The sequence below is a fragment of the Parasphingorhabdus sp. genome (genome assembly GCF_036964675.1).
Lineage (GTDB): Bacteria > Pseudomonadota > Alphaproteobacteria > Sphingomonadales > Sphingomonadaceae > Parasphingorhabdus.
In genome coordinates, this window is the sequence record NZ_JBALTF010000016.1 from 20,152 (window position 1) to 40,887 (window position 20,736).

Genomic DNA, 20,736 nt, shown 5'->3' on the forward strand with positions numbered 1-20,736 from the left:
CAATCGGCAAGCCTCCCCCTTTCATTTCATTTCGCTCAATAAGCGAAGGAAATGCGTGCCCCCACGGTCAGCGGGCGATTTACAGTGATCCGTGCACGGTCATAAACAAAACTACCGCTGGTCTCAGCGCGTTCGTCAGTCAGGTTTTCACCGAAAACCTCAAACGACCAGGTGTTGTCCGTCACACCCGCCGACAGCCCGAATGTTGTCCAACTGTCCAACGTTATCCGGTTGATCTCGATAATGTCGGTTGCCGAAGATGCCGAATATGTAACCTGTGGCTGAACATGAGCTGTCCAATCACCAAAAGCTTCCCATTCATAGCGTGCCCGCAGATTGCCTTGGAAACTCGGCGCATAGGCGAGACTGCGTCCTGCAACTACGTCATTGGTTGGCGTTAGAACGTCGGTAATCTCCGTATCCAGAATAGAGAAAGCCGCACTAACCGTCAAACCGTCGAGAGAATAAGGTGCGATCGTAATATCCGCTTCGACACCCCGTATCTCTGCATTCGCTGCATTGTCCGAAAAGAACAAATTGGTGATGCTGGTATCAAAGATAGTGGTCTGCAAATTCTGCACATCAACAAAGAAGGCGCTGCCGTTGAAACGCAATTGATTGTCGAAGAGAGACGTTTTCCAGCCGATCTCGTAATTTGTCACATCATCGGTTTCGAGCGCGAACGGTACAGTAAAGCCGCCTGGACTTTGCGCGCCGCCAGGACGGTTCAGCAGACCTGGCCGGAAGCCTTCCGAATAGGTTGCATAGAACAACAAATCATCGGTTGGCGTCCATGTCAGATTGGCCTTGAAGATAAAGCCATCCGTTGCCGCCTTGTCCGGAGCACTAAGCGAGTTAAACACCTGCTGTGCTTGCGCCGGGCTCAACCCCGCAGCTTGGATATCAGCTACCGACTGACCCTGTGTAAACGTCTGGCGAAGGCCATCATTGCAACTGCCAATGAAAGTAAAGCTGCCGTCGCCATCATAAAGATCGCTGATATTCGTGCCAAAGGCATTTTCGTCAACACCGCTCGAATTGCAGAAAGACGAATTCGCGCTGCCTTCCAGATCAACTTCCACGTCATAATAGCGCGCACCCAGGGTGATCGCGAATTGATCCGAAATATCATATGTTGCCTCACCAAATAGGCCCAATTGCTTGTCGGTACGACGCACATCGTTGCGGAATATGACCCCTGCAGGATAAGCGCCCGTATCTGTGTTGAAGACATTTGGCTGAGAGAAATTGGGTGGGAAAGAACCCCCGAACAGATCGATCTCGGTGCTGCCACGATAGGTAAAATCATTGCGTTCTGACAATTGCAGATCGCTGTAGAAACCGCCCGCAGTCAATCGCAACGGATAATCTTCCGGTGTATTGAAACGCAGCTCATGGGTCATCACTTCGGTCTCTGTGCGCGAATTTACGAGCAGATTTGGTGCCTGACATGTGCCTGCTGGAGCAGCACCCGGATAAGAAACCGAGCCGTCGCAGATATAATAAGGCAGATATTGGCCAACAAACAGATAGTCGGAATAATCGACCCGCTGTGATGTTTCGCGCTTGGTATAAGCCCCGGTATAGACCAGTTCCAGTGCGCCAATCCGGCCTTCCAATGTCCAGCTAGTGTTGCTGAAATCATCCTTGATCTCATCCTGTTCGAAACGTTCGATTTGCAAATCGCCAAGCGTGGGATCTTCAAAGAAAACGCCGTCGGAATCCAGCCCCTGGCGGGCATGGGCAACGGTCAGGCTCCAGTCGTTTGAAAATTCATATTTACCACCGATCCGGAAACCGAGATATTGGGTATCGTTGAAATTCTTCTCGGCGAGGGCAGAATTGTCCGCCTGAATGAAATTCACGCCGCTCAGATCAGCACCCGCTTGCAAGCCGTCACGGGCTCCACTCACAGGCACGCCGTTGTCGCGCACCGTGCCAGCCGGACGGAAACGAGCACTGTCAATGGCGCTGCGTGTTCCGGCAACATTGTCAATATAGCCGCCCTTGTTGTCATAATAGCCAACCGCACGGATAGCGAAACGATCGCTAACCGGAATATTCAGCATGGCTTCGATATTGTAGCTCGGATCGCCGCTTTTCGTGAAAGCGAGGCCAGACTTCACTTTTGCCTGGAACTGCCCGAGAACAGGCTTGTTGGTGATCAAACGCACCGTGCCCGCTTGCGAGCTTGCACCGAACAATGTGCCTTGCGGCCCTGATAATACTTCCACGCGCTCAAGATCAGCTGCGTAAACATCAAGGTTGCGGCCTGGCTGTGATACCGGCTGCTCGTCAAGATAAAGTGCGACATTGGGTGCAAGTCCAGCAACCCCGGCAGTTGTCAGATTTGGCGTCGTCGATGCAAGGCCCCGAATATATATCGTACTTTGACCAGGCCCGCCGCCGCCAGCCGTAACGCCAGGCAATTGCTGAAGATAGTCGTCAAAAACGGTGACGCCTAATTGATCAAGTGTTTCTTCACCCAAGGCCTGAACAGCGATAGGAACATCTTGCAAATTCGCGCTACGTTTTGTCGCGGTGACAACAATTTCGGTAACGCCCTTCCGCTGATTTTTATTTTCTGTTTCCTGAGCTTGTGCTGATGCACAGCCCAGCGCCGCGATGACCGCGAGCGATGCGCTCGTTTTTAAATATATCAAATAAACCTCTGGTGTTTTTCATTAAAATTTTAGGGAAAAACACGTCCGACTGGAAAAACTATCGAACCCACTGCAAAGCCGAAAAATAAAATGTCCCTAGCGACATCGGCTTTCAAATATCGCGTTTCTATAGCAGGTGTTTCAGTTTTGTGAACCGTTGTGAACATTATGTGAATGTCAATATTTCTCAATGCCAAACTGAAAATATGTTGAACAATATTTGTTATTGCTTTGCTTCAATCACTTAGATCATGATTCAACGGCTATTTTCAGGACAGATTCTGCAACAAAACTACCGTTGGTTTGGCAAAGGAAAACAGCGGATATGGCATGAAGATCGTGGCTAAAAAAAAATGCGCGAACCGATCATGAGCCCAATCAGGGCACCAGCCGATGACCAATCACGTCTGATTCTGCCTGTCTGCCAGCACTTCGGTTTCTGGCGTCGAGTTTCGGGCAAGCGGAATATTTTGAAAACTTGCCTTATCCTCGGAGTCCACCTGTTCTCGCCGACCCAGCCGCAAGATGGAAAAAAGCACGATCAGAACATGCGCCCCGAGAATAGTCCAGAACAGGGCCATTGGACCGAATAATGTCAAAGCGATGCCGGCTATGAAGGGGCCTACAATCGAACCGATACCAAAAATCATCAGCAGCCCGCCGCTTGTTTGGATGAATTGACCTGGATCAGCATGGTCATTGGCATGAGCGACAACGATCGGATACATCGCAAAGATCGCCGCTCCCAGTAACGAGCCTATCAGGATATTGGCGGCACCCGATTCCGGACGCATGAAAATAAAAGCACCGTCTGCGGCCATCGCGACCAGCGCCAGAAAAATCAGTACTTTTCTGCGGTCAAACTGATCAGAGGCTCTACCGACCGGATATTGGGAAACTGCACCAACCAGAATGGGTATGCTGCAAAACAGCACTATGGTCGTCAGATCCAGGCCGATTTTATTCGCATAGACTGGTGCCAATGCGCCAAAACTACCGTTGGAAATACCGATCATCAGCACCGCAAATACGGCGACGGGAGAATTGCGCCAAAGCTGCGGAATGTTAAGTTTGACTTCGAATAGCGGCGACGGCGCTCGGTTCGAGCTGATCGTGGTCGGAATCAGCGCCAGGCAATAGAAGATCGCCGCCAGCATGAAGAACCAGGCCGTAGAAACATCCGCGCCAATCAGGACCAATTGTCCGCCGGTTGTTCCCACCAGATTGATCATCGTATAGGTTCCGAAAACCCGGCCACGAATGGAAGAATCAACTTCTTCATTCAGCCAGCTTTCGACAATCATCGCCGCTCCGGCAAAACAGAAACCCGATACCGCTCTCAACGGAATCCAGGCCCATGGATTTGGGAACATTGCCGACAATAAGATCGCAATTGCCGCAGTGGCGGCGAGTGTGCCAAACACGCGGATATGACCGACCCGGGATACCAGTAATGGCGTATACAGGCAGCCAAGCACATAACCTCCCGCCCAACCGGTCCCAAGCAAGCCCAGTGAAAAGGCGCTAAAACCTTCATTCGATCCGCGTAACGGCAGAATCAGGCCATTTATTCCGCCGGCGATCAGCAGAAACAAGGAGCCGAGCAAAAGTGCGCTGAGGGGAATGAGTCTGGATGTCATGATCGCCTGACCACTGCTCGCAATCATTCATCCTGTCTAGCAATGCATCAAATGCCGATGCACTCCATGCTCGCGCAAAGGCGACATGGGAATCACAAATAGTCCATAATGATCGGCTGTATAGAAGACTTGTCGGCGCTCGCTAATATTCACAAGCAAGCGCTTCCCAATTTAATACGCACTATTGTTCCCCGTCAGCAACTATGGCACAGATTTGGGGTTGTGATTTAAGGAGTATTTGGGGCTCGTCGTAGTGACGAAGAAACGAAGATGAGAGCCAAATCCTCAAAACCCAAAGCAAGTGCGGAACGGTTAGTAAAAGACATCCGCCCGGCAACGCGTCGGCATTTTGGACTTGTAACGGTTTGGTTCCGGTCGCTTGTCTCTCATTATGCCACCTTAGCTTCGAAAGCCAAGGGGCTTATGCCGCCCAGATATGAGTGGCGCCTTCGGGTGTTGAAGAACCCTTTGATGTATTGGAAGTTACGAGTTGGGCGGTTCGCTGAATGGCTGCTCTCAGTTTTGGAAATCGTAAAAGCTGGTGACAAAAATTGCCCAAATACTGAGACCTATCCCCGCAACTTTGGTCGTTCAAAATATCAGGCTCGATTGGCTGCTGCAGACAAGCTGACATCATTGGCGGTCGCAATATTTGCCTTCCTGGTACAGTATGAAATAGAAAGCGCCGAAGTGTCCTGTGGATGTGACTGCAAGGGCTATTTTGCGACAAACACCGTCTTGCCGCGCGAAATGGTCTGCATCACTTTCAGTTTGAGCAGATCGACTGGTTGCAACTTCAGCGGATTTTCCGACAGAATCACAAAATCTGCATTCTTTCCGACTGCAATAGAGCCTTTAATGCCTTCTTCGAAATTCTGGTAAGCGGCATTGACGGTCACCGATTTCAACGCGTCATAAACCGGAATGCGCTGCTCGGCTCCAAGAATTTTCCCCGATCGCGTTTCCCGCTGACTTGTCGCCCATAAAAGCCGGATCATATCCGGCGGTACAATCGGTGAATCATTATGGGTGGTGAAAATCATATTGCGATCGAGTGCTGATTTGGTCGGGCTGATCCGTGCGCCGCGAACCGGTCCCAAAACACTGTCGCGATGATAATCACCCCAGAAAAATACATGGCTGGAGAAAAATGACGGGATCATGCCAAGCTCCGCCATCCGGTCCAATTGGTCTTCGCGCACGGTTTGTGCGTGGATCATCACCGAACGGCCTTTCCCTTTGACGCCCCTGGCATCGGAAGCCGCCACCGCATCGATCAATATTTCCTCCATTGCATCGCCATTGGCGTGGGCGATCAACGGCACATTGTGGGTCAGGACCTTGCTGACCATCGCATTGACTTCGTCCGTCGGATAATTTGGGTAGCCGCGATAGTCCTTCTCTTGTCCATCCGGAACGACATGGTAAGGATGCGAGAGATAGGCTGTTTTCCCCTGCGGCGATCCATCGAGCACCAACTTCACACCGCCCAGTTTGAAGCGGCCATCATAATGGCCGAATTCTTTGGCTGGCGGCAATATCTGTTCGGGTTTCTGAAGGTATAAATAGCTCACGATATCAAGCGACAACAAGCCCTGAGCATTGGCCGCACGGACCAGATCAATCGAAGGCTGGGAAGCCGCCCCATCCTGCACCGTCGTGATACCGTAGCTGGCATATAGCTTTTGCGCTGCTGCCAGCCCGGCCAAGGCTTGTTGCGGCGTTGGAGTTGGCAGCTTGGCTTGCACCGCAAATTGTGCCCGCTCCTCAAGCACACCATTGGGGGTTTTTCCATCGGCCATCCGCCGGATCACACCGCCTTCGGGGTCAGCGCTATCTAGCCCAATGCCGCCCGCTTGCAAGGCCAGCGAATTGCCGCTGCCCAAATGGCCGGACACATGGAGCAAATATATCGGATGATCTGTTGAGACCGCATCGAGATCGGCGCGGGTCGGATGCCGCCCTTCGGACATCAGCGATTCATCATAGCCATAGCCAACAACCCACTGGCCTGCAGGAATTTTCATGGCTGCGATATGGGATTTTAGAGTGTTTTTGAGGTCTTCAATATTTGTCACCTGACCCACGGGCGGGGAGGATAGATTCACCGCTGAAAGCAGCATCGCCTGGAAGGTGAAATGGCCATGGGCGTCGATAAAGCCGGGTAGCAGGGCTTTGTTGCCCAACTCGATAATTTCGCTCGTTGCGCCTTGATGACGAAGGATATCGGCCTGTGTTCCTACGGCAATAATTTTGCCGTTCGCGACGGCGACGGCCTGCATATCTTTGGCATCGGGGTCCATGGTGACGATATTTTCACCCAAATAGATCGTTTCTGCGACTTGCAGGGCCGGCGCCGCAATGCTCGGAGCCGCGGGTTCGTTCGCTGCGCAACCGGCCAAGCAAAACAATATCACCCAAAAAGCGGGCATCAATTTGGATATCTGGATTGGCACGGCGATCCCCTCAAACTATTATTTTGTCATAGGCTAAGCTGCAACCGGACGGTGCGCAAGCTATTCAAATCGAGACAAATATGCCGTTTGTCCAAAAGCTGGCGAACATTGATAAGGGAGCAAGGGCTATTCAGTTTCTTCGCGAGATCTCGAAAGTCACCTTGCCGCGGCGGGATACTGAACAACACTGCCCAAAGATTTATAGATTGTTACATCGACATTGGATGTTCTGCCGAGAGCAGGTTTTGCCATGACTTCACCAATTTCATAGAGCAGATGGTCTTCGGGTATCAAATTTTGTTCCGGAGCAGCCAGAAATTCTGCGCTTTGCGCGAGAACGCCTTCGCGTTGGTCAGGGAAGAAGCGGCTGGGCGCGGCCAAGCCTTCTGAACGGCCTGAATGGCAGCTACCGGTTGATCTACTCCCACAAGCGGTCAGACCTCTGCCGCCCCAACAGCGGTCATTCTGGCTAACCGAATTCTATGTCAGTTTCGGATATTTACCGGCCAGATGCATTGCGCAGCCGGCTCGAAACAGTGGTGTGAAAGCAACGGCGCAGCCTTATTCCGAGCGAATCAATCCCGCCTCGCGCATCAGCGCCTCCAGCTTTATCCCGTTAAAACCAAAGGCCTTTTTATAGGCTTCATATTGCTCGAGATATTTGGCAGACGGCTTGCTGTTCTTTATGGCTGTAATAAGCGTGTTCTTTTGCGTGTGCTCGGTAGAGACGAAATCGATGACATCAACCTGATAACCCTGTGACCTGAGCAGCATCACACGGCTGTTGTCGGTGATCAGGTCAGCCTGTTTTTGCAGAAACAGGCCGTGCGAGATGAACTTTCGGCTCGCCGTCTCGCTCTTCTGCAGGTCCACCAAGACTTCATGCTGGCAGCAAGGAGCACAGACGATCAGTTTGGATTTTGACTTGATTCCATAGAATAAGGCATCATCCGTCGCCGTGTCGCACGCGTGCAAGGCGATGATCGCATCATAATAGCCTTGAACGAAATCCTCCGCTTTCAGGTTGTGAAACGCCAGATTTTCAAAGCCGGATGCTTGCGCTGCTTGATTGCACAGGTCGACCATATCCGAGCGCGTATCAACACCGTCAATCTTGGGGTTGAGTCCCGCCTGGGCGAGCTGATCATACATCGCAAAGGTCAGATAACCCTTGCCCGATCCGATGTCCAAAACCTTGACCCGTTTCTGTTTTACCGCCTGTGTCCGCTCGATCCGCTCAATGAAAATCTCGACAAAGCGGCAGACCTGGCGATATTTCCCATACATATTGGGCTTCACATCCCCGGCGTCATTCGAAACGCCCAGGGCCTTCAGAAACAAGCTGTCGCTTTTGATCCTGTAGTTCTTGTCGCGGTTATGGGGTTTTGCGTCTGTCATTGGCTACGCCATAAATATATCTGTCGGAATTGATAGTTTTTTGGAGACCACCAGCTTGGCAAGTTGATGTTCACAGGGCGACAGCAGCTATTATCTGTCGTCTCTTCGAAAGCAGGCAATCCGCTGTCGGTGCAGAAACACCGCCGATTGATATCGGATCGATCCTGTGACGCAGCATTTCGAGAACTGGGCCCTACGGCTCAACATATCGACAATAGACGCGCAGCCAATCGGACAGAAAATTCGCACGAACCGGAACGAAGGCGGGAGCGAAAGATGCAGCGGTTCAAATCTCCAGGATCTGCTCAACGCTTCCGCAATGTCCCGCTGCAAGCTCTCCGCGGAACTCTCATCCCAACGGCGCTTCGCTAGACCACCGCCATCAGGCTGGCATTGCCCCCCGCAGCGGTGGTGTCGATGGAAATGGCAATCTCCTCGAGCAGCCAGTCGGTCCGATATCCGCCCTTGCCAATGCCAAGCTGAACGATCGGGACCGAACCTTTTTGTGCCGCCACTGCCTTTAGCCAGGGGCGAATATCCTTGCCCGTATCCTCGATCAAAACTTGCGCAAAACGGTGCTCTAACTCCCAGTTCGCCGTCCATTGCAGACGCTGGGCAACCGATGCGGGAAGATCGGCAGCAAGCGCATGCGTCGCGTCATTATCGGGCAGGAACGGCAAATTGCCGGTCGCGAAGATGGCGAGCAATTGGTCGCGAAGTCCTTCCGCAGTCGCTGGAAGCAATAGAATGCGGCCGCGCGGATGGACGCCATAAAGATTCTTCTCGCCCACCGGGCCGGGGAGTTCGACGAAGCTATCAAGCCGCGGTGCCTTGTGGCCATAGGGCGCGGGCGCATCCTCGATCACCCTCACGAACCGGGCAAGTTCCTCATAATCGGGATCGAGAACCGGTCCGCGCTCGATGGTGGTGCTGCGCGGCGCATTTTTGACCAAGCGACCGATATAGAGCGGCCCTCCCGCCTTTGGACCAGTGCCCGAAAGGTCGCGCCCGCCAAAGGGCTGCACGCCAACAATCGCGCCAATGACATTGCGATTGACATAGATGTTGCCAGCTTGGGCTAGCGCAGTGATATCCGCGATGGTTTTGTCGATACGGCTGTGCAGGCCGAAGGTGAGGCCATAGCCGGTTGAATTGATCTGCTCCATGACCTCGCCGACTTGCTTGCGGGCATAGCGCATCACATGCAGGACCGGGCCGAAGACTTCCCGGCCGAGCTGGCCGATATTGTCGATCTCGATGATCGTCGGGGCAACAAAGGTTCCGTTCTGCGTGGCTTCGCCCAGCAGTGACTGCTCTATCTTGCGCCCGGCATCCCGCATATGTTCGATATGGGCAGTGATCGTCTCGCACGCCGACGGGGTGATGACGGGGCCGACATCAACGCACAATTCGTCCGTCGGGCCGATCTTGAGTTCGGTCAGGGCGCCCTTGAGCATGGACATGAGTTCGTCGGCGATATCTTCCTGTACGCACAGGATGCGCAAAGCCGAACAGCGCTGTCCGGCACTGTCAAAGGCAGAAGCAATGACATCACGCACAACTTGCTCCGGCAGCGCCGATGAATCGACCACCATCGCGTTTTGTCCGCCGGTTTCCGCTATTAACCTGAGCGGCGAGCCATCCGACAATGTGCGTTCCGCCAATTGCGCCTGGATCAGTTTGGCAACTTCGGTTGATCCGGTGAAAATAACGCCACAGACCTGCGGCGCACTGACCAGAGCGGCTCCGATTGAGCCGTCGCCTGGTACCAGTTGCAGGACAACTTCCGGGATACCCGCCTCATATAATATGCTCACCAGCTGCGCAGCGATCAGCGGCGTTTCTTCGGCAGGTTTCGCGAGCACGGTATTGCCGGCAACAAGGGCAGCCGCAACTTCACCAGTGAAGATCGCAAGCGGGAAGTTCCATGGACTGATGCAGACGACCGGGCCGAGCGGCTCGACATTCTCATCGAAGGTCGCACGGGCCTGATCCGCATAATAGCGAAGAAAATCGACGGCCTCGCGCACTTCAGCAATGGCGTTCGGCAAGGACTTGCCAGCTTCTCGCATGATCAGGCCCAGCAAAGATTCCATGCGCTCGTCGAGCAAATCAGCCGCCTTCTCCAGAGCAAGCGCGCGTTGTTCGACATCGGATTGCGCCCAGTCGGGAAATGCATCGGCTGCCATGCGCACGGCGTCTGCGGCTTCCTCGGGGGTTGCCCATATAACCTTTCCGACAACGTCTCGTTCGTCGCCGGGATTGAGCACATCCTCTGCCTCGCGGGCAATGGTGAGCCCGGCAATCATCGGTTCCGCACGCCATTCCACCGAAGCGCTATCACGGAGGCGTTGCGAAATTTGGGCCAGAACCGTCTCATCGCTGAGATCGAGTCCGCGCGAGTTTTTCCGGTCTGGATAAAGATTTCCCGGCAGCGAGATCAGCGGATGCTGAGACCCGACGGGATCAATTTCCTCCACCTCTTCAACCGGGTCGACTACCAGATCGCTGATCGGGACATGCTCGTCCCAGATTCGGTTAACGAACGACGAATTGGCGCCGTTCTCGAGCAGGCGGCGAACGAGATAGGCGAGCAAAGTCTCATGCGTTCCGACTGGCGCATAAATGCGGCAGGGCCGGTTCAGCCTGTTCGGTCCGACCACCTCATCATAAAGCTCTTCACCCATGCCGTGCAGGCATTGAAACTCATAATCGCCGTTGCTGAATTCATCCCCAGCCAAGTGATAAATCGTCGAAAGCGTTTGCGCATTATGCGTTGCAAATTGCGGGAAGACGACGTCGCGCGCCGCGAGCAATTTTCGGGCACAGGCGATATAACTGACATCCGTATGCACCTTGCGTGTGAATACCGGGAAGCCGGCAAGGCCGTCAACCTGCGCGCGTTTGATCTCGCTGTCCCAATAGGCGCCCTTGACCAGGCGAATCATGATCCGGTGGCCGGACCGCTTCGCCAGATCGATGATCCAGTCAAGCACGTAGGGACAACGCTTGCCATAGGCTTGAACGACAATGCCGAGCCCGTGCCAACCAGCGAGTTCTTCATCAAGGGCCAGGGATTCAACGATATCAAGCGACAGCTCCAGCCGATCAGCCTCTTCGGCATCGATATTCAAGCCAATGTCATAGCGCTTTGCGAGAAGGGCCAGAGAGCGAACGCGTGGCAGCAGTTCCTCCATCACCCGATCGGCTTGCGCACGGACATAACGCGGATGGAGCGCCGACAGCTTGATGGAAATGCCCGGGCCGGAATAGACTCCGCGACCATTGGATGCCTTGCCAATGGCGTGAACGGCATGCTCATAGTCATCATAATAATGATCAGCATCGGCCATCGTCATCGCCGCTTCGCCCAACATGTCATAGCTGTAGGTGAAGCCCGCCGCTTCCTTTTTGCCGGCCCGTTTGAGCGCTTCGTTGATCGATTCGCCGGTAACGAACTGTTCGCCCATCATCTGCATGGCCATGTTGACGCCGCTACGAATCACCGGCTCACCGGAACGTTTCAGCAGAGCCGACAGCGACGAGCCAAGCCCGCGTTCGTTGATGGGCGAGACAAATTTGCCAGAGACGACCAGTCCCCATGTCGCAGCGTTCACGAAGACCGAGCGCCCGTCACCAAGGTGCGAGCGCCAGTCACCGGTTGCTATTTTATCACTGATCAGGGCATCGCGGGTCGCGTTGTCGGGTATCCGCAGCAAAGCTTCCGCCAGGCACATCAGCGCAATGCCCTCCTGGCTGGAGAGCGAATATTCCTTGACCAGCCCCTCGATGCCGCCGCCACGGCCTTTTTTGCGCATGCTTGCAACCAGATCATGGGCTGTCTGCGCAATCAGCTTGCGCTCAGCATCGGAAACGCGCGCTTTCTCGAGCAGCGGCAGGACGCAATCGGCCTCGGGACGCCGATAGGCAGCGGTAATCGCACTGCGCAAAGGCGTCACGGGTGAAATGGCTGGCGCGAAATCCCGGAAGGGAGTCTTTTGGTGTACTTGGTGCACGGCGGGTCCGATCAAAAACAAAGGCTGTTGGGGTGATTCTTGGCTGGAGCTACAATATTAGCGACGAGGTCACAACAGCAGCGATGGACGCGGCACTTCCCTAATAGGCCTAATAGGTCATTGTCGATTTGTCGTTGTCGACAGCAAAGCGGGCATCCGGCTCACTTGCTTACCTGCACCACGATCTTGCCGACCTGTTCGCCCGTCAGCATGTACCGATAAGCATCGACTGCATTTTCCATAGAGAACACATGATCGTCGATCCGAGGCTTGAACCGACCGTCTTTCAACCGCTCAAGAATATAGGCCATTCCCCGCTCCAACCTGGAACTCGACTTGCCTGATCAATTCATGTGATTCTCTATCCACGATTTTGCATCTCCCACTCTTCCGCGGCGAACGCTTATGCAGACGCACGTTCATATTATCTTGCATATCTATTCGACGACCGAAAGCTATCCGTTCGGGTGGCTTGGATGACCATTCCCTCTCCACACAGCCGTTCCCATTCAATTCCCACAAGGGGTTGCAGTTTCCAAGCCGCTTCGTCGCTATGCCCGCAGGCGGTCAAATTGCTCCGCTTCTATTGGCTCACAGCAGGCCGAGTAATTTGCGCGCAGCTTCTGCCGATGACGCGGGGTTCTGGCCGGTGACCAGCTTGCCATCGACAATGACGAAAGATGCCCAGTCGTCGCCCTTGTGATATTCGCCGCCATTTTTGATCAGCATGTCCTCGACCAGAAAAGGCACGACGTCGGTCAGGCCAACACCCTCTTCTTCGGTGTTGGTAAAGCCGGTCACCTGCTTGCCCGACACCAGGGGTTTGCCGTCCGCATTCTTGGGATGTTTGAACACTGCTGGCGCATGGCAGACGGCACCGACCGGGCGATCACTTGCGGCAAATGTTTCGATCAATGCGGTGCTGTCGCCATCTTCTGCCAAATCCCAGAGCGGGCCGTGGCCGCCGGGATAGAAGATCGCGTCAAATCCGTCAGCGGAAATGGTTGAAAGGACAGCCGTATTGGCGAGTATTTTCTGGGCTGCTTCATCGGACTTGAAACGTCTCGTGTCGTCTGTCTGGGCGTCGTCGGCGTCGCTCGAGGGATCGAGCGGTGGCTGACCGCCCTTGGGCGAAGCAAGCGTGATATCTGCGCCAGCATCCTTGAAAACATAATAAGGCGCAGCAAATTCCTCGAGCCAGAAGCCGGTCTTCTTGCCGGTGTCGCCGAGCTGGTCGTGTGATGTCAGAACCATTAGAATATTCATGATTTTTGCCTTTTCTTTTTCGTGATCATATTTTTAGAAACAACGCACTTATAGCGGTTCGATCGCGGTCGGGTCTCTATATCGTCCGTATCCGGGCTCAAGACCACACATCGCACCGCACCGATTTGTCAGGAATAGGCGCCGTCGGAATAGGTCAGCTCATAGCTATGGCTATAAATTTCGAACACGATGCCAAACGGATCCTCCACATAGCACATCCGGTAGGGTTTCTTGCCGGGAAAATATTCGCGAACCGGCATGCGTTGCTTTCCGCCAGCAGCGACAATTTTCTCAATCAGCCCTTCCACGTCGGGATCCTGGATGCAAAAATGGAAGGTTCCATGGCGCTTGTGATCCAGATTATCGTCAGGCGCGTAATTTTCCGGAAATTCGAATATCTCGATTCCGACGCGATCGGCGGTCGCGAGGTGGGCAATGCGCAAGCTACTCCATCCCGGACCGAAAACATCGGTACACATGATTCCAACCGGACTTTCGTCTTCGATGACATCGGTCGGTTGCATGATCGTGTAGAGCCCGAGTATCTCGGTGTAGAATTTTACCGCAGCATCAAGGTCCGGGCCGGATAGGCCGATATGCGAAAAAGCGCGAGGTGTTGGCAGCATGATGAGATTTCCTTTATTTCCAGTGGTGATGAAAGTAAGCGGATCATGTCATTATGTGAAATAATCATTTCAATGCTTTGTCATAACATATAGTAATGAAATATGTTGAATGCTCAATGGTTGGAAAGCTTCGTCGTGCTATGCGAAACCGGTCACTTTACCAGGGCCGCGACACTGCTGAACATGACTCAGCCGGGCGTTTCGCAGCATCTGCGGAAGCTAGAGGCGCAAGTCGGTCAATCGCTGATTTCGCGCCAGGGCAAGAGTTTTAGCCCTACGCCGGCAGGCGAAGCCGTTCTTGCCGTCGGTCGGGCAAGGCGCGCTGAGGAGCGGGGCCTGCAAGAGACGGTTCTGCGCGATGATCCGGCAGTTGGCGAGGTGACCATCGCCTGTTCCGGCAGCTTCGCCATGCTGATATTCCCCCAAATCCTGTCGGTGATGCAGGATTCCCCGGACCTGACCATAAGGCTTGAGGCAACGCCACAGGACAGAGTGTTGGCCGGTGTGCTGGAGGGGCGCTTCGATCTTGGTATTGCGGACCATGACCCGCGCCATCCGCGGCTCGATGCGGAGCATTTGGGGCAAGAGGAACTGTGCCTTGTGGTTCCTGATGGTGCGATGACGTCGCCGATCAGCTTTCAGGCGCTCGAAAATCTCGGCTTCGTCGCGCATCCTGACGGATTTGCCTATGCCGATGATCTGTTTTCGATGAATTTTCCGGAGGAGTTCCGCGGCTCGGATCGTCTGCGCATCCGCAGTTTTGTAAACCAGATCAGCCAGATCCCTTCCCCCGTCGCTCATGGCATCGGCTATACTCTGCTGCCACGCAGCGGCGTGAACAGCTATCCCGATAACGACAAACTTCACGTCGCTCCGCTCCCCCATAGGCTCCGCCATGATCTGTGGATGATATTTCGACGCGGTCGGACGCTGCCCGCTCGGGTCACGCGCATCGCCAATCTCATTCAATCCGTCTCCGAAAATCTCGAGAAAGAATGAATGGCTGCGGCCCGCCTAGTCTTTTCAGTCAGGTCCGAATTTGTTTTTATATTCGCTAAACAGCGACTTGTTCTGCTGATCTTTGGTTAGGACAAGATTGCCGATGACCAGCATGTCCAGACCCGTGCCGATGAAGCAGTAGAAGGCATCTTCGGGAGTGCAGACGATCGGCTCGCCGCGCACATTGAAAGAGGTGTTAATCAGGACCGGACAGCCGGTCAAATCATCGAAGGCTGACAACAGGGCGTGGAAATCCGGACTGGATTGTGCGTCTACGGTCTGGACGCGGGCGCTATAGTCAATATGAGTCACCGCTGGGATATCCGAGCGTGTGGCGTATAGTTTTTCCAGGCCAAAGTCGCTCTCGCTCTCGCTCTGCGCCTCTGGCGGAAGCCGTCTGGCTTCGGCAATATCTGCGGTAAACAGCATATAGGGGCTGGCGCCGTCCAGATCGAAATAATCCTGAGCCTGTTCAGCCAGCACAGCGGGAGCAATGGGGCGGAAGGATTCACGGAATTTGACTTTCAGATTGAGCTGTTTCTGCATCTCGGGACGGCGCGGGTCGGCCAAAATGCTGCGGGCGCCCAATGCTCTCGGGCCAAATTCCATGCGGCCATTCATCCAACCGATGCATTGGCCCTCTGAAAGCGCCTGCGCCGTGCGCGCGATCCGCTCTTCCGGCGACAGGATCTCAAATTTCGCACCTATGACTTCCAGTCTTGCGGCCGCATCCTGATCGCCGAAGGCAGGGCCAAGATATGCCCCGAACATGCTGTCCTGCCCCGGTGTGACCGTCCGCGGGTTTTGCAAGTGCATATGGTGACAGACCAGCGCCGCACCAAGCGCGCCGCCAGCGTCGCCGCATAGCAAGCTTAATATCCAACAGTCTTTTCGATCCATGAAGCCCGTTTAGAGTGCTTGCCTGGAAATAATAACCTCTCCTCCGAGCAGGTTTTCAGGCATGACCTTTGTAATCTCTCCATCCCGCCAGACAATTTCAATCAATGACACTTTCCGTGCCTTGCCCAATCCAAAATGCGCGGCAATCCAAGGATGCCGATATCCTGGTCTCGCCGGATCAATCCAGTAAAGTCATTCAGGTCTTGAATGGTAAGGGATATATTTATCAGTCTCACGCAGTAGGGAAAAAATGCTTGAGCTGGCTCGTCAAGATAAGGCCATTCAGCCCTTTTAAAGACTTGACGCTTCTGGATGCTATTTTTGTCGGTGCCCATCGAATTGTATCATAGACTGTTCAAATTCGAGCCCGATAGCCGGACAGCTGATTTTTAACAATTCCGTTCAATTCAGTGCGAACCCATCTCTACCAAACAGCTTCTATTGCCTATATTTGATCTTGCACTAAACGAGCAGCATGTTGATTTTGACCTATTTGAAAATGATGTGGCGATTTTCGCGAGCGCGTTCGTTGATTTTCGCTGCCCTTTTGTTCCTGTCCAGCGTTACCGAAGGAATTGGACTAGTCCTGCTCGTCCCGCTTCTTGGAGCCTTGCAGGAATCCCAGGCGGAAGCTGGCGGTGTCGTCGGACTGATCGTAAACGGGCTGTCCTTTGTTGGTATTCCCATCACCCTCATCGGGCTGTTGAGCACTTTTCTGGCCCTCAATGTTTTTCGTGCTCTTATAAGCTATAGCCAAACAATCGTATCCGAACGTTTCCGATTGGAATTGCTGGACGACCTTCGCACGAAAAGTTTCGATGCGATGCTCGAAGCGCGCTGGGAATGGCTGACGACCCAGAAAAAATCCGACATGTCCAATTTGCTGGTAACCGAAATCGGTCGATTGGGAAGCGCTTTGCTGTTTTCCGTCCGGTTCATCGTGTCAGCCTTTTCGATAGCGGCCTATATCATAGTCGCCTTCAGCCTCTCCTTTCCGCTGACGCTTGCTGCAATGGTTCTCGGGGGCGGCCTTTTCTTTGCCATGCGGCGACAGCATTCCCTTGCCCATGAACAGGGAAAGCTGTTGAGCGATGCGAACCGGCAGGTGCAACAGACGGTTGAGGAAGGATTGACCGGGATCAAGTTGATCAAGATTCTCAGAAGCGAAGCCCGCCAGAGTCAGTTGATGCTTGAGATACGCAGCTTGTTGCGCAAACGGTCATTGCAATTCACCCATTTGAATGCGGCAATGACCGTCATTTTCCAGATCTTGGTAGCTCTGTTCATGGTGATGCTTCTCTATATCGGGGTTACGTCATTCGAACTCTCATTGCCCACTCTGCTGATTCTGGTTCTAATATTCTCTCGTCTTTCGCCGCAAATTCGGGAGGTCCAGTCGCAGATCAACAATATTCTCCATTCAGATTCCGTCCTGACAAATTATCAAAACCTGATGCGCGCGGCCGGTGCGGCACGGGAAGAAACGCTCACGCCGATTCTGGGCGCCAAAATTCAGTTCAACCAGTCGATCAAATTGTCAGGCGTCTCATTCAGTTATAGCACCCGCGGCATACCATCGCTCTGTGACATCAATATCGAGATCCCAAGTCGGCAAACCACGGCAATAATGGGGACATCGGGTTCGGGGAAGTCCACCCTTGCCGACCTGATCATGGGCCTGCTGACCCCGGACGCGGGCACTATCGAGATTGACGGTATTCTGCTCACCGATGAAAATCGGCTGAACTGGCGTAAATCCATCGCTTATATGCCGCAGGATGTTTTCCTGTTTCATGACACGATCCGCAACAATCTTCTGTGGGCGGACGCGAATGCAACTGATGACGAGCTGAAGAGGGCGCTGAAATTTGCATCCGCGGATTTCGTTTTCAAGCTTCCAGATCAGCTTGAAACCGTTGTTGGCGATGCCGGGCAACGTCTGTCTGGCGGCGAAAAACAGCGAATTGCGCTGGCACGGGCGATGATCCAGAAACCCGAATTAATCATCCTAGACGAAGCTACCAGTGCGCTCGATCTGGAAAATGAAGCCCGCATCCGCGACACTATTGACAAGCTGCACGATGCAATCACCGTCATCGTGATCGGTCACCGGCTACCCACGCTGGAAAATGCGGACCAGTTGATCATATTGGAAAGCGGGCGCGTCAAGGCCGCTGGCAAGTGGGCGGATATCATCGAAACCAACGACTAAAAATCGGACAAAAGCTGCGCGACAGATTTTTGCCCGTTTTTGCCAATTTGGTTTTGGCCCCCTCAACTGGCTGGTGGAATAGCCTAGCCTTTCCACAGCACGCGATAGAGATCAAAGCGGCGGTCTTTCAAATTCTGCGCCGCACCGGATTGCCGGCTGGTCAGCAGGCTTGTCATCGACAGATCGGCAATCGCGATCGTTTCGGTGTTGGGCGCTGTATCTGCCGCGACACCGTCCCGCGCGAACGGGAAATCGGATGGCGTCAATATTGCGCTCTCGGCATAGTGAATGTCCATATTTTCGACATTCGGCAAGTTGCCGACCACGCCCGACATTACCACATAGCACTGGTTCTCCACGGCGCGCGCCTGGCAGCAGTAGCGCACGCGCAAATAGCCGCGGCGTTCATCCGTGCAGAAGGGTACAAACAGGATCATCGCGCCCTGATCGACCAGATGCCGTGCCATTTCCGGAAATTCGCTGTCATAGCAAATCATCACCCCGATTGGTCCGCAATCGGTTGGAATGGCTTCTGCGCCAAAGCCGCCCTTGATGTTCCACCAGCGCACTTCGCTCGGCGTCGGGTGCAGCTTGTCCTGCGTGTAAATCGCGCCATTGCGCAGAAAGACATAGGAGACATTGCGAATGTCGCCATTTTCCATGCGCGTGGGGTGGGAGCCACCGATGATGTTGATATGATAGGAAACCGCCAGCTTCTCCATCACTTCCTTGAACCGGTCGGTATATTCGGCGATTTTTTCAATCGCCTGTGCCGGATCCAGCTTTTCGCCTTCCACAGACAATAATTGGAGTGTGAACAATTCCGGAAATGTTACGAAGTCGGCACCATAATCGGCCGCAACATCGACAAAATATTCCACCTGTTCTTCAAATTCGGTTTGCGATGCAATCTTGCGCATCTGGAACTGCACGGTCGCCACGCGTACCGATTGGGGCAGGCGGTCATGCGGTGTTTGCGTCACAATCTTGGCTTCGACCGCCAGCGGATTTTCCCAGAACATATGCACAGCGTGGCCGCCCGACGGCTTGTCGGTCGGCATATAGTCCTTCAAGATCCCCAGCGGCACAAAGCCCTGATTCAACTGAAAGTTGATCACCGGGTCACGAAATTGCTTGTCAACGACCGCCGCCAGATAATCGGCCGGGTCAGGATATTTGCGCTTGCGCCGGGCATAGCCGGGCAGTCTGCCGCCAAAGATAATCCCCTTCAGGCCGAGATGCTGGCAAAGTTCGCGGCGGACTTTGTAGAAGCGCAGCCCGATGCGCAGTCGCCGGTAATCCGGGTCCACACTGACTTCCATGCCATAGAGAATTTCGCCAGCCGGATCATGCCGGGCGGCAAAGCCGCCGCCGGTGATTTCTGACCAGCTATGCGCCGCGCGAGCGGTTTTCTCGGATATCTGGAAGGTCGCACAATGGCCGACAATCTTGCCCTCATATTCCGCCACCAGCTGGCCATCGGCGAAATTATTGATCTGCCCGCGGACTTCCTCGGTCGAATAGCCTTCGCCCTTGCCATAGACTTTGCGCGACAAGGCGGAGATTTTTCTGGCATCTTCCAGTTCCGCCATGCGGATGATGAGCTTTGCTTTTTCTGCGGTCATCCGCGCCCATTAGCGGGCTTTTGGCCCGTGGGAAAGAATTGTTGTGAAGGCCGCCTGTTAATCGCGCTTTTGTTCGCTTGTCCGGCGATCCTGGAACTTCTTTGGCTGGCAAAGCCTGCCCAATTTAGACCGGCCGACACTGTCGCCTTGGTGGATGATCAATCGGCTGTCGGGAGAATATGGCGCTCTTAGAAACCCTGGACCGATCCGCCGTCCACCTGAATCGCGGTTCCGGTGATATAGCTTGCCGCATCGGACCCCAGAAACACCGCAAGATTTGCGACTTCTTCGGGCTGGCCGATCCGCTGCATCGGAATTTGTGCCGCGAGCGCAGCGGCAATCTCTTCGATGCTCTTGCCGGACGCTGCAGATTGCTGCTCCAGAATCTGCGCGACGCGATCGGTCTGGGTAAATCCGGGGCACACCGTATTCACCAGCACATTATCGGCTGCCACCTGATTGGCGAGCGTCTTGGCCCAGCCCAATACGGCCATCCGGATACTGTTGGACAGGGTAAGGCCGGGTACCGGCTGCTTCACGCCGGATGACGAAATATTGATGATCCGGCCCCATTTCTGGGCCCGCATATGCGGCAGCACCAGCCGGGTTGCGCGAATGACGGATTTTAGCGTCAACTCTATCGCCTTGTCCCAGTCTTCGTCCGTCAGATCGACAAAAAGGCCCGGCGGCGGTCCGCCCGCATTGTTCACCAATATGTCGATAGCACCAAATTTTTGCGTCACCGCTTCGATGACCCGTTCGATATCCTGTGACTTGGAAACATCTCCGGTCAGCGCCAGGCATCCCGGCATCTGCGCAGCGGCGGCATCCAGCTTGTCCTGCGATCTCCCGCAAATTGCCACTTTCGCACCGCAGACATGAAATCCCATTGCGGTTGCCAGTCCGATACCCTTGCTGCCGGCTGTCACCAGCAC

The 20,736-nt window shown here is 54.1% G+C and carries 15 protein-coding genes and 2 pseudogenes; 3 read left to right on the top strand and 14 right to left on the bottom strand.

Features of this window, described 5'->3' with window-relative positions; translation table 11 throughout:
- Positions 1–35 precede the first annotated feature (35 nt).
- From V7665_RS04735 to V7665_RS04760, 6 genes and pseudogenes are all read right to left on the bottom strand, one after another.
- A complete protein-coding gene (locus V7665_RS04735) occupies positions 36–2,663 on the bottom strand; it encodes a TonB-dependent receptor (RefSeq protein WP_335663391.1) in 2,628 nt (875 codons plus the stop codon).
- 401 nt (positions 2,664–3,064) lie between these two features.
- Positions 3,065–4,303 (bottom strand): MFS transporter, encoded by a 1,239-nt coding sequence (locus tag V7665_RS04740; RefSeq protein ID WP_335663392.1) that lies wholly within the window; start codon positions 4,301–4,303, stop codon positions 3,065–3,067.
- Positions 4,304–4,692: 389 nt separating this feature from the next.
- A pseudogene (locus V7665_RS04745) lies at positions 4,693–4,785 on the bottom strand (IS3 family transposase); the annotation flags it as partial.
- A gap of 234 nt (positions 4,786–5,019) precedes the next feature.
- Complete coding sequence (locus V7665_RS04750; RefSeq protein ID WP_335663393.1) at positions 5,020–6,627, bottom strand: amidohydrolase; 1,608 nt, start codon at positions 6,625–6,627, stop codon at positions 5,020–5,022.
- Positions 6,628–6,915: 288 nt separating this feature from the next.
- A complete protein-coding gene (locus V7665_RS04755) occupies positions 6,916–7,140 on the bottom strand; it encodes a hypothetical protein (protein ID WP_335663394.1) in 225 nt (74 codons plus the stop codon).
- A 180-nt stretch (positions 7,141–7,320) separates the two neighbouring features.
- A complete protein-coding gene (locus tag V7665_RS04760) occupies positions 7,321–8,157 on the bottom strand; it encodes a class I SAM-dependent methyltransferase (protein WP_335663395.1) in 837 nt (278 codons plus the stop codon).
- Positions 8,158–8,385: 228 nt separating this feature from the next.
- Here V7665_RS04760 and V7665_RS13900 point away from each other — a divergent pair.
- Positions 8,386–8,481, top strand: a pseudogene (locus tag V7665_RS13900) (IS6 family transposase); the annotation flags it as partial.
- Positions 8,482–8,525: 44 nt separating this feature from the next.
- On the opposite strand, the gene putA reads toward V7665_RS13900, so the two are convergent.
- From putA to V7665_RS04780, 4 genes are all read right to left on the bottom strand, one after another.
- Positions 8,526–12,173 carry a trifunctional transcriptional regulator/proline dehydrogenase/L-glutamate gamma-semialdehyde dehydrogenase gene (gene putA / locus V7665_RS04765; protein ID WP_335663396.1) on the bottom strand — a complete coding sequence of 1,216 codons (3,648 nt, stop codon included), beginning with the start codon at positions 12,171–12,173 and terminating at the stop codon, positions 8,526–8,528.
- 161 nt (positions 12,174–12,334) lie between these two features.
- Positions 12,335–12,484 carry a zinc-binding dehydrogenase gene (locus V7665_RS04770; RefSeq protein WP_335663397.1) on the bottom strand — a complete coding sequence of 50 codons (150 nt, stop codon included), beginning with the start codon at positions 12,482–12,484 and terminating at the stop codon, positions 12,335–12,337.
- Between the two features lie 280 nt (positions 12,485–12,764).
- Complete coding sequence (locus tag V7665_RS04775) at positions 12,765–13,439, bottom strand: type 1 glutamine amidotransferase domain-containing protein (RefSeq protein ID WP_335663398.1); 675 nt, start codon at positions 13,437–13,439, stop codon at positions 12,765–12,767.
- A gap of 128 nt (positions 13,440–13,567) precedes the next feature.
- Positions 13,568–14,065: a lactoylglutathione lyase family protein gene (locus V7665_RS04780; protein WP_335663399.1), complete on the bottom strand. Its 498-nt coding sequence runs from the start codon at positions 14,063–14,065 to the stop codon at positions 13,568–13,570.
- 102 nt (positions 14,066–14,167) lie between these two features.
- Here V7665_RS04780 and V7665_RS04785 point away from each other — a divergent pair, with 102 nt between their 5' ends.
- Positions 14,168–15,064, top strand: a complete 897-nt coding sequence (locus V7665_RS04785; protein ID WP_335663400.1) for a LysR family transcriptional regulator — start codon at positions 14,168–14,170, stop codon at positions 15,062–15,064.
- Positions 15,065–15,088: 24 nt separating this feature from the next.
- On the opposite strand, the gene V7665_RS04790 is transcribed toward V7665_RS04785, so the two are convergent.
- Both V7665_RS04790 and V7665_RS13905 read right to left on the bottom strand, forming a co-directional pair.
- On the bottom strand, positions 15,089–15,934 hold the full coding sequence (locus tag V7665_RS04790; RefSeq protein ID WP_335663401.1) for a carbamoyltransferase C-terminal domain-containing protein: 846 nt from the start codon (positions 15,932–15,934) through the stop codon (positions 15,089–15,091).
- Positions 15,935–15,973: 39 nt separating this feature from the next.
- The gene (locus V7665_RS13905; protein ID WP_442955176.1) at positions 15,974–16,093 is read right to left on the bottom strand and encodes a hypothetical protein; all 120 of its coding nucleotides are present in this window, start codon (positions 16,091–16,093) and stop codon (positions 15,974–15,976) included.
- Between the two features lie 346 nt (positions 16,094–16,439).
- Between V7665_RS13905 and V7665_RS04795 the strand changes: the two genes are divergently transcribed.
- Positions 16,440–18,176 carry an ABC transporter ATP-binding protein gene (locus tag V7665_RS04795; protein WP_335663402.1) on the top strand — a complete coding sequence of 579 codons (1,737 nt, stop codon included), beginning with the start codon at positions 16,440–16,442 and terminating at the stop codon, positions 18,174–18,176.
- 83 nt (positions 18,177–18,259) lie between these two features.
- Here the strand turns inward: V7665_RS04795 and V7665_RS04800 are convergent, their stop codons facing one another.
- Complete coding sequence (locus V7665_RS04800; RefSeq protein ID WP_335663403.1) at positions 18,260–19,801, bottom strand: nitrilase-related carbon-nitrogen hydrolase; 1,542 nt, start codon at positions 19,799–19,801, stop codon at positions 18,260–18,262.
- A gap of 188 nt (positions 19,802–19,989) precedes the next feature.
- Positions 19,990–20,736: SDR family oxidoreductase (locus V7665_RS04805; protein WP_335663404.1), on the bottom strand; the 747-nt coding region annotated here is incomplete at its 5' end.

What these genes read in the sequence shown, in the direction of transcription:
- V7665_RS04740 (WP_335663392.1), bottom strand. Translation starts at nt 4,303, where the DNA reads ATGACATCCAGACTCATTCCCCTCAGCGCACTTTTGCTCGGCTCCTTG.
- V7665_RS04760 (WP_335663395.1), bottom strand. Translation starts at nt 8,157, where the DNA reads ATGACAGACGCAAAACCCCATAACCGCGACAAGAACTACAGGATCAAA.
- V7665_RS04770 (WP_335663397.1), bottom strand. Translation starts at nt 12,484, where the DNA reads ATGGCCTATATTCTTGAGCGGTTGAAAGACGGTCGGTTCAAGCCTCGG.
- V7665_RS04775 (WP_335663398.1), bottom strand. Translation starts at nt 13,439, where the DNA reads ATGAATATTCTAATGGTTCTGACATCACACGACCAGCTCGGCGACACC.
- V7665_RS04780 (WP_335663399.1), bottom strand. Translation starts at nt 14,065, where the DNA reads ATGCTGCCAACACCTCGCGCTTTTTCGCATATCGGCCTATCCGGCCCG.
- V7665_RS04785 (WP_335663400.1), top strand. Translation starts at nt 14,168, where the DNA reads ATGTTGAATGCTCAATGGTTGGAAAGCTTCGTCGTGCTATGCGAAACC.
- V7665_RS04795 (WP_335663402.1), top strand. Translation starts at nt 16,440, where the DNA reads ATGTTGATTTTGACCTATTTGAAAATGATGTGGCGATTTTCGCGAGCG.
- V7665_RS04800 (WP_335663403.1), bottom strand. Translation starts at nt 19,801, where the DNA reads ATGACCGCAGAAAAAGCAAAGCTCATCATCCGCATGGCGGAACTGGAA.